At 68.1% G+C, this 10,506-nt stretch carries 14 protein-coding genes; 13 read left to right on the top strand and 1 reads right to left on the bottom strand.

Annotation, left to right across the window (positions count from 1 at the left end):
• Positions 1-32 precede the first annotated feature (32 nt).
• The 7 genes from ACIBEJ_RS00485 to ACIBEJ_RS00455 all read left to right on the top strand — a co-directional run bounded on the left by ACIBEJ_RS00485 (position 33) and on the right by ACIBEJ_RS00455 (position 4,646).
• Complete coding sequence (locus tag ACIBEJ_RS00485) at positions 33-851, top strand: hypothetical protein (protein WP_397180402.1); 819 nt, start codon at positions 33-35, stop codon at positions 849-851.
• 58 nt (positions 852-909) lie between these two features.
• Entirely contained in the window at positions 910-1,395 is a 486-nt protein-coding gene (locus ACIBEJ_RS00480) for a hypothetical protein (RefSeq protein ID WP_397180401.1), read from the top strand.
• A 2-nt stretch (positions 1,396-1,397) separates the two neighbouring features.
• Complete coding sequence (locus tag ACIBEJ_RS00475; RefSeq protein WP_397180400.1) at positions 1,398-1,871, top strand: hypothetical protein; 474 nt, start codon at positions 1,398-1,400, stop codon at positions 1,869-1,871.
• A complete protein-coding gene (locus tag ACIBEJ_RS00470; protein ID WP_397180399.1) occupies positions 1,868-2,335 on the top strand; it encodes a hypothetical protein in 468 nt (155 codons plus the stop codon). Before ACIBEJ_RS00475 ends, ACIBEJ_RS00470 begins: the two co-directional genes overlap by 4 nt.
• Complete coding sequence (locus ACIBEJ_RS00465; protein WP_397180398.1) at positions 2,332-2,637, top strand: hypothetical protein; 306 nt, start codon at positions 2,332-2,334, stop codon at positions 2,635-2,637. Before ACIBEJ_RS00470 ends, ACIBEJ_RS00465 begins: the two co-directional genes overlap by 4 nt.
• Positions 2,638-2,723: 86 nt before the next feature.
• The gene (locus ACIBEJ_RS00460; RefSeq protein WP_397180397.1) at positions 2,724-4,340 is read left to right on the top strand and encodes a hypothetical protein; all 1,617 of its coding nucleotides are present in this window, start codon (positions 2,724-2,726) and stop codon (positions 4,338-4,340) included.
• Between the two features lie 12 nt (positions 4,341-4,352).
• A complete protein-coding gene (locus ACIBEJ_RS00455) occupies positions 4,353-4,646 on the top strand; it encodes a hypothetical protein (RefSeq protein WP_397180396.1) in 294 nt (97 codons plus the stop codon).
• A gap of 93 nt (positions 4,647-4,739) precedes the next feature.
• On the opposite strand, the gene ACIBEJ_RS00450 is transcribed toward ACIBEJ_RS00455, so the two are convergent.
• Positions 4,740-5,111, bottom strand: coding sequence for a hypothetical protein (locus ACIBEJ_RS00450; protein ID WP_397180395.1), 372 nt, complete (start codon positions 5,109-5,111; stop codon positions 4,740-4,742).
• A 171-nt stretch (positions 5,112-5,282) separates the two neighbouring features.
• On the opposite strand from ACIBEJ_RS00450, the gene ACIBEJ_RS00445 reads away from it, so the two are divergent.
• The 6 genes from ACIBEJ_RS00445 (at position 5,283) to ACIBEJ_RS00420 (ending at position 9,509) form a co-directional block, all read left to right on the top strand.
• Entirely contained in the window at positions 5,283-6,164 is an 882-nt protein-coding gene (locus tag ACIBEJ_RS00445; RefSeq protein WP_397180394.1) for a PIN domain-containing protein, read from the top strand.
• Positions 6,165-6,228: 64 nt separating this feature from the next.
• Positions 6,229-6,891, top strand: a complete 663-nt coding sequence (locus ACIBEJ_RS00440; protein WP_397180393.1) for a hypothetical protein — start codon at positions 6,229-6,231, stop codon at positions 6,889-6,891.
• Between the two features lie 161 nt (positions 6,892-7,052).
• Complete coding sequence (locus ACIBEJ_RS00435; RefSeq protein WP_397180392.1) at positions 7,053-7,703, top strand: hypothetical protein; 651 nt, start codon at positions 7,053-7,055, stop codon at positions 7,701-7,703.
• Positions 7,704-7,807: 104 nt separating this feature from the next.
• A complete protein-coding gene (locus ACIBEJ_RS00430) occupies positions 7,808-8,188 on the top strand; it encodes a hypothetical protein (RefSeq protein WP_397180391.1) in 381 nt (126 codons plus the stop codon).
• Positions 8,189-8,190: 2 nt separating this feature from the next.
• Complete coding sequence (locus tag ACIBEJ_RS00425) at positions 8,191-8,988, top strand: hypothetical protein (RefSeq protein ID WP_397180390.1); 798 nt, start codon at positions 8,191-8,193, stop codon at positions 8,986-8,988.
• Positions 8,979-9,509 carry a hypothetical protein gene (locus tag ACIBEJ_RS00420; RefSeq protein ID WP_397180389.1) on the top strand — a complete coding sequence of 177 codons (531 nt, stop codon included), beginning with the start codon at positions 8,979-8,981 and terminating at the stop codon, positions 9,507-9,509. Before ACIBEJ_RS00425 ends, ACIBEJ_RS00420 begins: the two co-directional genes overlap by 10 nt.
• Positions 9,510-10,506: the final 997 nt, after the last annotated feature.

Genomic DNA, 10,506 nt, shown 5'->3' with positions numbered 1-10,506 from the left:
CGGCCGGTCCGCCGGGCGAGGGCGTGCCGTGCGTGTCCGACGATCCGGGCAACCTCGCGCAGCTCGGCGCGGACGGGTGCGTATTTGTCCCTCCCGGATCCGCCGCCGTCGAGGGCTCTCCGTGCATCGCCGTGACCGGCGACGGCAGCGCGGCCACCCCCTTCACCCCCGCTCCGCTGCTCAACCCGGCCGCGTGCAACACGCTGTCCTGCACCGCGAGCGGGCTGCTCGCTCCGAGAACGGTCGTCGCCGGCAGCGCAGGCGTGGCACCCGGCCGGATCGGCAACGACCAGCCCTCCGTCGACGTCGTCGTGTCCGCTCCGGCGGCGGGGGCCTGCCCGCAGCTCTACACCGTCGGGGCCTACCTGACGCCGTTGCGCGGCGAGGCTGGCCCGGTCGCCGACGTGAACATCGCCCCCACCCGCATCTCGGGAGCCTGGGCTGACACAGCGCTGCAGGTCGTGCTGCCCAGCCCCGGCGTCTACCTCGTCTTCGGCGACGTCGACACGCAGATCTGCGCCACGGTCGACTTCGGCGGCGCGACGAACCTGTGGACGGAGGTCCGCCTCGTCGATATCGCCTCGGGCGCGCTGGAGCTGGCCCCGCGCCAGTCGGCCCAGCACCAGTTTTCCGCCTCCCCACAGACCCGCTTTCAGCACTGCACCAGCGGCCCGGCCTCTCTGTCCGGGCTCGTCACCGTCGCGGCCGCCGCCGGCAGCAAGACGGTCCGGGTGCAGGCCGTCCTACACGGCGGCGGCGCGGGCAACGGGCTGCAGGGCGGCTCCACGATCCAGTCGTCCAGCCTCGTGGGCGGCCGGTCCTACCTCACCTTCGTCAAGATCGCCGACTAGGAGGCAGACACGTGGCCGGAACAGCAGAACGCCGCGCAGGCAGTCAGGTGAGCGGCTGATGGCGGGGACCGGAGGCAGCGTCGCCGTGGCGGCGCCGGACGCCGAGTACGAGATCCTTTGCGACGACCAAGGCGGCGGCACGGTCGTGCCGTTCCTGCGCCGCTACACCGTCGATGCCGGCGGCACGGTGGTGCCGGTCGACAGCGGCCTCGACGGCGTCCCGTACACCGTTGCGGGCACGGTTCAACGGTGCGAGCCGCCCGCGACGCCCGCCAACCCCGTCATCGACGGCACGATCCAGCGGCAGACCGGGGCGGGCGCGATCACGATCCCCGCAGGCGCACGCTCGGTCACGCTCGTCGTCTACCTGGGTAGCCCGACCGTCGCCATCGGCGGCAGCCCCGCCGTCGCGGTCACCGCCGGCACCTCGCTCACCTGGGGCGTGGATCGAGGTGGCGACGCGGGCGAGTCCCTCCAGGACGCCTACGTCTTCACCGGCGCATCCGGCACCGATTTCCTCGTGACCTCCACCCGCGAGGTCTGACCGTGACCGGAACGAACGCGGTTCTGCGCCCGGAGGTCGACGCCTCCTGGGCGCAGAACGCCACGCTCACCTTCAACCACACCCTCACCGGCGCGGATCGCGTCTATGAGCAGATCACCGCCGTGCCTGCGCTCGCGATCCCGCGCGCTGGCGTGTGGGAGGTGGACTACAACGCGCGCTGCGCGGTCGGGCTGCCCGCCGGCGGCGGCGCGCAGTACGTCACCACGGCCCTGTACAAGAACGGTACGGCGATCGTCGGCAGCGAGGCGCTCATCGTCGGCGTGACCGGGTCAGGCAACGGCGCACAAGCCACGGGCGGCCTGTCGTTCCTCCACACCTTCGCAGTCGGCGACCTGGTGACCCTGTGGAGCTACCGCATCGGGCAAACGGGGTCAGCGGCAGTCATCTCCAACCCAGACGGACGCACCCGCATCTCAGGCCACTGGCTCGGCCCGACAGGAGACACGCCAGCATGACCGGAACCGCAGGTTCTCTCCGCCTCACTGGCCGCGGCCACGGCCAGTTGCCCGCCATGCTCGACCTGCAGCCGACCGCCTCAGGCGCCTGGACACCGACCGGCTTGTCCGTTCTCCTGCCCTCCGCGGGCATCTATCAGCTGGACGCCACCGTCCGCTCAGCGATGACTGCCGTCTCGCCCGTCAACACCTTCACTGTGGCGCGCCTGTTCGATGTCACCGCGGGAGCCGTCGTGCCCGGCAGCGAGGTGATCGTCCAGCAGATCAGTGTGACCGCCTCCGCGGGCGCCGTCAGCCACGGCTACAACAACACCGCTCCCATCCAGGTCGAGCATGTCGTGACCGGGCCGCGCACCGTCCGGCTGGAGGCCGCCCGGTTCAACGCGTCCGGCGCCTCCCAGACCGCCAGGGTTGTCAGCGACGCCAGCGGCAGAACCACCCTGCGGTGGAACAGGATCGCATGAGCACCGCTGGCGACTACGAGGCCCTCCAACGCGGCATCGAACGAGCGCGAGCCGTAACGGACGCCAACGGCAACGCCACCTTCATCTGGCCGGCCGGGGTATTCACCGCGGCACCGGTCGTGACCATCGGCCTGCAGGGCGGCGCTGCGTTCCGTTCGCACACCATTACCGCGAACTCGGCCACGTCAACGACAGTCCACGTCCTCGTCTCGGCCGGGGTCACCATCCTCGGGATCGGCGTCCTGGCCGTCGGCGCACCCGCAGCTGGCGTCACCGTGCACGCTCACGCTGTGGCCACCTGACCACCGCCTCGCGCCCCCCTAGACTCGAACACGACGCCGCTGGTCGTGGGCCGGGCGATCCATCTCTCCGGGAGACGGAGCCCATCATGGCCAACTGCTGCAGCGCGCCCCGCTGCACCTGCCGCGTCGTCGCCGGCGCTGGCGTCAGCGTCGAGGGCAACGGGTCCTCCTCGGCCCCGTACATCATTTCCGCCGGCGGGGGCGCTGCTACCGCCCTCGCTGTCCAGGACAGCCCTTCGGTTGACCTCACCCTCAGCGGCACCGGCACGGCCGGCGACCCATACGAGGTCACCGCCGACGTGGTCCTCGATCCTGTGCCGCCCGGCGGCGGATCGAACCTCTTGAGCGAAGGGCCGGACGGACTGTTCGTCGAGTGCGAAGGCGTGCGCGGCTGCCTGTCGGCCGGACCCGGCTCCACCTATGATCCCAGCACCGGCGTCATCGGCGCCGCGATCTCCACCGACGCAGGCAACAACCTCGTCCTGGGAGGCGACGACGGCCTGTTCGTCCCCGCGGCGGGCGCCACGGTGGCCACCGCTGACACCGACTGCATCGCTCTCACCGGCGACGGATCCGCCGGCTCCCCCCTCACTGCTGGCCCGGTCATCGATCCCGATCCGGCCAACGCCCTGGAGTGCCGCCCGACCGGCCTATTCGCTCCCGCCGCCAGCGGCGGAGCGACCGCGCTGGCGGTCAACGACACCGACACCGTCGACCTCACGCTGACCGGCACGGGCGCAGCAGGCGACCCGTACGAGGTGAGCGGCGCGGTACGGCTCGACGCCACCCCGCCCGGCGGCGGGTCCAACCTGATGGGGTCTGGGCCTGACGGCCTGTACGTGGAGTGCGCCGGCGTGCGTGGCTGCCTGTCCGCCGGCGACGGCATCGACTACGACCCTGCCACCGGCGTCATCGCGGCCGACCTTTCCGTTGACGCGGGCAACTCCCTGTCGATCGGCGGCGACGGTGGCCTGTTCGCGCCGGCCGCGACCGGGCTGACCGCAGTCACCTCGGCCGACAGCGAATGCATCGACTTCAGCGGCCAGGGCACCGGAGCCTCGCCGCTGACCGCGACGCCACGCCTCGATCCCGCGGGCGGGAACCTGCTGTCGTGCACCCCGTCGGGTCTGCGCGCTGTACTGGCTGCGCCTGGGTGCGGCCTGGCCGGGGACGGTACTGCCGCCTCGCCGCTGGCCGCTCAGGTGCAGGCGTGGCCCTACCCCGCGTGCGACGTCGACGCGCTGGCCGGGCGGGTGTTCTGCGACAGCGCAGGCGCACTGCGCAGCGAGCCGCGCGCGATGGCCACCTACACGCAGGACACCGTCGGCCAGAACTTCCCGTCCCCGGTCGTACCGACCGGCTTCGACAACGTGATCGTGACGCGCACGCTGACGATCACCAACCCGGACGCGTGCCGCAACGCGTTCGTCGTCTGCGAGGTGGAGGTCGACATCGACTTCGACCTTCCCGCCAACAGCGGCGCGGCCGGCGGCATCACCTCGGATGAGATGCAGTACTTCGCGAACAGGGGGTCGTCCGGCGCGCTCGATGTCCACTGCCAGGTCACCAAGGTCTACAACCGGCAGCTCACCCCGGGCCAGGTCCTGGTGGAGCCGCTGGACATCACGATGGGCAGAGGCAGCGGCGGCGCGACGTACAACAGGATCCAGAGCTTCATGCGGGCGTTCATTTTCGTGCTCTGACCAGGGGGAACCATGGAGAAGATCATCTATTACCGGCATGACGACGGGTCCGTATCGAGCCGGGCAATTCTCGGGGACGACGCGCCCGCGCCCCTACCCGACGCTGTCGAGATCACCGAGTCGGAGTACCAGGCAGCGGCGGCGAACATCGACGACGCCGTAGCCGAGCACCGCGACGCGCTGCTCGCCGTCGAGCGCCAGCAGGTCCTGGCCGACCTCGACGCCCTGTTGACCGCCGGCATTCCTCGTGCGACGGCTGAACGGCTGGCGGGCTACGACCCCGAGCTGCACGGGCAGGAAGCCTGACAGCGAGACGCGCGCTGGCCGTGCCGCTGGCCGGGCAAGGTCATGAGCTGCAGGAACACCGAGGCGGCGCCGACCACGCTGGCGCCGCGGCGTCTAAGGTCCCTCGACCGAGGAGACGATGCCTGAGCAGGTGATCCGGCCGCCTATCCAGTCGAGCAGGTCTCGCAGCGTGCCCTTGCCAGCGACGGCAGGAATCGGCGGCCCCGCGATCACCAGGACCTTCTGCTCGGTGAGGGCCGTCTCCCGCCACCCCGGCATCGCGATGAACTGGTCGACGTCGACCAGCACCGCGCCCCGGTGAGTGACGCTGAGACGGCCCTGCGGGGAGAGCCTGCACTGCCAGCCGGGGCCAGCAGGCTTCAGGACGAGCGTGGTCCCGTCCTCGATGAGCGTGTACGACAGACCCCGAGCGTCCAGAACTGGGGGAAGGACATCGACGTCCGGGTCCCCGAGCGGGGGCGACACGTACAAGATTGCGGCGGGAAACCCTGGGAGGTCGGTAGCGAGATAGGCACGAGCATCGATGCTAGGCATACCGGGCATGATGCGGGATCGCCCGCCCGTCGAGGGCTGGATCGCGACAGACGGATGACCATATCCGCACAGGTCGGGCACACGCGGTGAGATTCTGGCGAGATGCTGATCTCCCCGCTGCCTGGCTCGGATCGTAGAAACATCCGCCAGGCACTCAACCACGTGTGGACCGAGGCGGTTAACGCACGGAGCACAATCACCGAGCACGACGAGCTGTGCCTGAAGTACCTGTCATGGGCTGTTGAAGCGGCCACACACCTTCGTAGCCAGATCAGCGCCCGCGACCTCGATCGGCTTGTCCTCACCCGCAGGTACTGGGCGCTGCAACAGGTGATCTCCACGGCCCCTCACCTCCATGGGAGGCAGGCCGTCCATATCGCGCAACTGGTTCGGATGGAACTCGAGGAGCGAGCTACCGACCTGCAGCAGGCCATGGATACCTTCCACGATCATGTCCAGCGATGGAGCGACCTGGCCGTCTATGTGGTCGCCGACACGAGCTTCTTCGTCCAGCACACCGAGCGGCTGGAGGAAGCCGACTTCGCTCCGCTCATCGAGGCACGCGACTACCACGACATCCACCTGCTGTTTCCGATGGTCGTCGTGGACGAGTTGGACAACCTCAAGCAGCACGGCAAGCAGCACACACGGTGGCGGGCGGGCCACACACTTGCTGTCTTGGACCGGGTCCTCGCCTCGTCCGTTTGGGGTGTCTTCCGCGAACGCGAAGCGTGGTTCGGCAAGAATCGTCAGGAGACCCGGCGGATCACGATGGAGATCGTGCTCGATCCCGCAGGGCACACCCGGCTGCCGATCGCCGACGACGAGATCATCGATCGAGCCAAAGCGATTGAGGCTCTGGCTGCCCGGCCGGTCACGTTGCTGACCTACGACACTAGCCAGGCGACCCGGGGGCGCAGCGCCGACTTGCGCGTGGTCAAGCTTCAGCTCCAACTTGCTTCTGAGGAGCCGCCCCGCAGTTGAACAATCGGGCCAATACTCCTAAGGCGGCCATTTGGATCATGACGCCTCACTACGGTGACTGCTCGTGGATAAGGCTTCTCAAGGACCCACGCGGGTTGATCCCGCGGCGCTCACAGCCGTGCCGCTGGCCGTCGGCATCACGATTTTTGAGGATGATGGCGCCTGGTCGTGGGCGACCACGCTGGTTGGATTCTCGCTGCTCTTGATCATCAGCGCGTTCCTTCGGTTTCCGTCGCCCGTCCCCATCTGGGAGGCCATCCTCCGGGGAGGTGCAGCTGGCGCCGTCGTCACGATGTGTCTGACTCTCATCACGACCTATCCGGTACAGCAGCAACTCCTCAGCCTGCCCATGTTTCCGGCTCGCGAAGACATGCCCGATGGACTGGATGCTGATCTTATTGCAGATGAGGCCACCAGCTCCGTGATTCTTTGGGCCGTTGGCGGTGGCGTCATCGTGGCCGCGTGCTACCTCGGCTGGTGGCTATCGAACAGGCCGCAGACCCCCGACGAGCCACCCCCGCCAACGACCGAGCACCAAGCACCGACGAACGCGACCACCGATCCACACACACCGCAGACCCCCGACGAGCCACCCCCGCCAACGACCGAGCACCAAGCACCGGCGAACGTGACCACCGATCCACACAGGTGGGGAATGTATGGGTCTGCGCTTGCCCTGGCCGTTCTTGGCTTCCTGATTGGTCGTGCGACGCGTGGAAGACGCTGACGATGTAGAGCGAACATGCCGTCGTGCCACGCTGCGGCTCAGGGCATGGATGGACGGATACGCTGGCCTTCGTAGATTGCCGCTGGTCGTGGGCCGGGCGCGAACTCCGATAGGAGGTGCGTCCGTTGCCTGCGAAGTGCTGGAAGTCCATCCATGGTCTGATGACCCGGGCGACCAAGGTCGACGCCTGCGGTATCCCCGTTGTCGGGCCGTGCTCGGTGGTCACCACCGATGGCTTGATCACGTCCTCGTACTCACCGGAGATCGCCGAGGGTGACGAAATTGAGCTCAAAGGCGCAAATGGCCGGATCTGCATCAGCTCCAAGGACTGCCCACAGCTCAAGTGGGTGAACTTCGAGATCACCTTCTGCGGCGTGGATCCAGACCTGTTCACTCTGCTGTCGGGCTACGAAACCGTGCTCGACTGGGAAGGCAACTCGGTCGGCAACAGGATCGGCGAGGACATCCTGTGTGACGGCGGTGTCGGCCTGGAGATCTGGACCGAAGTGCCGGGCGAGCGGTGTACAACGACCGGTCTCCCGCAGTACGGCTACTTCTTGATCCCGTGGCTCAAAGACATGATCATCAGTGACTTCACGATCGAGAACGGCGAGACGACGTTCACCCTGACCGGCCGCTCCGAGAAGGGCAGCGGCTGGGGCGTCGGCCCCCACGATGTCGACGCTACGGACGCGGCGAACACGCCGGGGCCGCTGCTCACGCCGATCGGGCCCAAGGACCACCTCGATCTGCACCTGACGACGGTGCCGCCGCCCGAGGCCGCTTGCGGATGCGTGGCCCTGGCCGCGTAGCCGAAGGGCACCGCTGAGCTGGGCTCCACCCTCGACCCCGAAGGGTGGAGCCCTCAGTACGACACGCCGGGATGCTACGCCGACATCGGGAGAGGAAGCGCACGATGGCGTCACCGATCCAGCCCGAGGACGTGCCCGCGAATCTGGTCGACGCCGTGCACGTGGCCGCCATGAGACAAGGCCTGGCCTGGTCCCAGCGCTCGGTGCGCCAGATGGCGGCGCTCGTATTGGCCGAATGCAGCGACCTGGCCGACATCCTCGACAGCATCGAGCACGACGACGGCGACTCCGCTGAAGGTCTTGGGATCGTCGCGCACATGGGCGAGTTGGTCGTCGACGCCTGCCCCCGGTGCGCGCAGGAGCAGATGTTGACCGGCACCATCCACGGCCTGGGCGGCGACGGTCTTCGCGTGATCGGAGCGATAGCGGTCTGCCACGGGTGCGGGTGGGCGCCGCTCGGCGAACCCGACGACGGAGAGGATTGACAATGTCGCTCACCGATCACACGCCATGCTGGCCGGACCCGGCTCCTGATCCAACCTGCTGTCCAGGCTGGGTGGATGCGGAACCGGGGCTCCGGGCGAAGGTAGGCAAGATCGCAGCACAGATCCTTGCGCCGCTCGTCGGCGGCCAGTACGGCGTGTGCGAGCTGACGGTCCGCCCCTGCGGCAAGACGTGCGGCGGAGGAGGCCCACTCGATCTCGGCGTCGGTCCCCCGTTCTACCCGCTGCTCACGAGCGCCGGGTGGATCAACTGCCGCGCCTGCTCCGGTACCTGCTCGTGCTGTCACGTATGCAAGGTCGACCTGGAGGGGCCTGCCCAGGAGATCGTCCGCGTCGTCGTTGACGGGGTACAGCTGCCGGCGACGGCCTACCGCATCGACAACCATCGTGAGCTGGTCAGGCTCGACGGCGGATGCTGGCCGGAATGCGCGGACCTGACCGCGGCGGTCGACGATGTGGACGGGCACGCATTCGCGGTCACCTACACGCGCGGCATGCCCTTGGACGAAGCCGCGATGTACGCCTACTCCGCGTACGCATGCGAACTGCTGAACGCCTGCAAGGGCGACGACTGCTGCCGGCTGCCCGAGCGGGTGACCACGGTGACCAGGCAAGGCGTCACCGTGGGTTTCGTCGACCCGATGACGTTCCTCACCGAGGGGCGGACCGGTATTCCCGAGGTCGACCAGTGGATCACTGCGGTGAACCCGTACGGCCTGCGCCAGCGCTCTCGGGTGCTGTCGCCTGACCGGCCCCGGCCGCGGAGGACATCATGGCCGTGAACATCGACAAGGTCGCGTTCGATCTCGCTCATGAGCTGCTGGCGTGCTTCTGCGAGGCGCTCAACGGAACCGTTGCCGGAGCACCGTGCCGCTGCAGTCTTCTCCCGGGCGCGAACGTGGCGGCTGACCTGTGCTGCGACTGCGGCCGCGGGAACGGACAGGCGTGGGTGCGGGTGGACGGCATGTGGCCCACGACCAGCCGATGGCCGCAACGCCTGCTGGAAGCCGAGGCATGCCCGCTCGGGATGTGGGCCGTGCAGCTGGAGTTGGGCGCCTACCGGTGCGCCGCGAAGGTGGACGGCCGGGGCCGTCCACCTTCGGCCGAGAGGCTGACGCGCGACACCGAGATCGTCCTCGACGACGCGGCTGCGATGCGGCTCGCGGCCTCCTGCTGCTTTCGCCCGGCCGGAGGACCCACGCGACGCATGATCGTGGGCGAGTGGCGCCCGCTAGGTCCAGAAGGCGGCTGCGTAGGCGGCTACCTGCAGGTAACCGTGAAAGCCGACGACTGCTGTCCGTAAATCGCGACGTCAGGGGTCGCACGCGACGCCGAGACGCGCAGGCCCGGACGTGGTCATGAGCGCACGTCGATGTCCCTCTTTGCCCATCTGTAACATGAAGACTCTTCGTTCTGCCCGCCATATCACTGTAGTGTTCGCATTGCATTTCGGGCCTCAATGGAGAGGAATGTGATGATCCATCTGGGCGATGCATGCAGCGTCGGGCCGGGCGTGTCCTGGTGCTCGCCTGCCGTGCAATGGGGATAACCCCTCGATGCGAGAAGGGCTCCCGCCGTCGGGCGGGAGCCCTTCTCTTTGCCCGGGTGTGACCCCGATGTATGGCCCCGGGCCTCCTGGGAGTCTCGCCCGGTGCGATGCCCCGGGGCGATGACCTTGCTTCGCGCCTTCGTTGAGGATGTCGGCTTCCCGATGGCCCCCAAACCTCCACCAGGATGCGCTTCCCCGAGGTGCGCAGCTGACTGAAGGCTAGCGGTCTCCATGATCAGGCGTATGGGATTCACTGAGAACTGTCCCCGCAGCACTAAGAGGCGCCCTCACCTCCGGGCGCCCAGTCGGAAGAGGCGAGAAATGTACGTGAGGGTCTCCACCTGGGAAGCTATCGTTTCCATAGCAGGAAACAGTGGCGATTGTCTCCGGATGAGAGGAGTGGCCGCATGCAGCTCCCATGCCCGTTCAGTGCCTGCGAGTGCCTCCATGTCGGCTGTGAGTACGGGTGGATCACCCGCGTCGGCGCCGACGGCCGCGACTTCGTTCAACCCTGCTCGATATGCAGGCCAGAGGTAGCTGCTCACCTCAGGATGGCAACCGGCTCCGGAGCCCAGGTCAGAGCAGGATTGCGCCATCTGCCCCGCCCGTCGCGCGAGGTTGCCGACTCGCCCTCACGAAGGCGTCGCACTTAGATGTAGGGAAACACTTGAAACAGTGCCCACATCACCGTAGTGTAAGAATTGCATCAGTTCACTTGATTCTCCATACCGCGAAGCCTTGCTTGCGCAGA

The sequence above is a fragment of the Nonomuraea sp. NPDC050790 genome (genome assembly GCF_044456745.1).
In the GTDB taxonomy this organism is placed as follows: domain Bacteria; phylum Actinomycetota; class Actinomycetes; order Streptosporangiales; family Streptosporangiaceae; genus Nonomuraea.
Note: the sequence above shows the minus strand (reverse complement) of the source record. Positions and strands in the feature narration are given on the sequence as shown.

Bases quoted from the DNA above. Each gene is read 5' to 3' on its own strand.
- ACIBEJ_RS00460 (WP_397180397.1), top strand. From the start codon at position 2,724: ATGGCCAACTGCTGCAGCGCGCCCCGCTGCACCTGCCGCGTCGTCGCC.
- ACIBEJ_RS00470 (WP_397180399.1), top strand. From the start codon at position 1,868: ATGACCGGAACCGCAGGTTCTCTCCGCCTCACTGGCCGCGGCCACGGC.
- ACIBEJ_RS00420 (WP_397180389.1), top strand. From the start codon at position 8,979: ATGGCCGTGAACATCGACAAGGTCGCGTTCGATCTCGCTCATGAGCTG.
- ACIBEJ_RS00455 (WP_397180396.1), top strand. From the start codon at position 4,353: ATGGAGAAGATCATCTATTACCGGCATGACGACGGGTCCGTATCGAGC.
- ACIBEJ_RS00445 (WP_397180394.1), top strand. From the start codon at position 5,283: ATGCTGATCTCCCCGCTGCCTGGCTCGGATCGTAGAAACATCCGCCAG.
- ACIBEJ_RS00480 (WP_397180401.1), top strand. From the start codon at position 910: ATGGCGGGGACCGGAGGCAGCGTCGCCGTGGCGGCGCCGGACGCCGAG.
- ACIBEJ_RS00435 (WP_397180392.1), top strand. From the start codon at position 7,053: ATGACCCGGGCGACCAAGGTCGACGCCTGCGGTATCCCCGTTGTCGGG.
- ACIBEJ_RS00430 (WP_397180391.1), top strand. From the start codon at position 7,808: ATGGCGTCACCGATCCAGCCCGAGGACGTGCCCGCGAATCTGGTCGAC.
- ACIBEJ_RS00465 (WP_397180398.1), top strand. From the start codon at position 2,332: ATGAGCACCGCTGGCGACTACGAGGCCCTCCAACGCGGCATCGAACGA.
- ACIBEJ_RS00425 (WP_397180390.1), top strand. From the start codon at position 8,191: ATGTCGCTCACCGATCACACGCCATGCTGGCCGGACCCGGCTCCTGAT.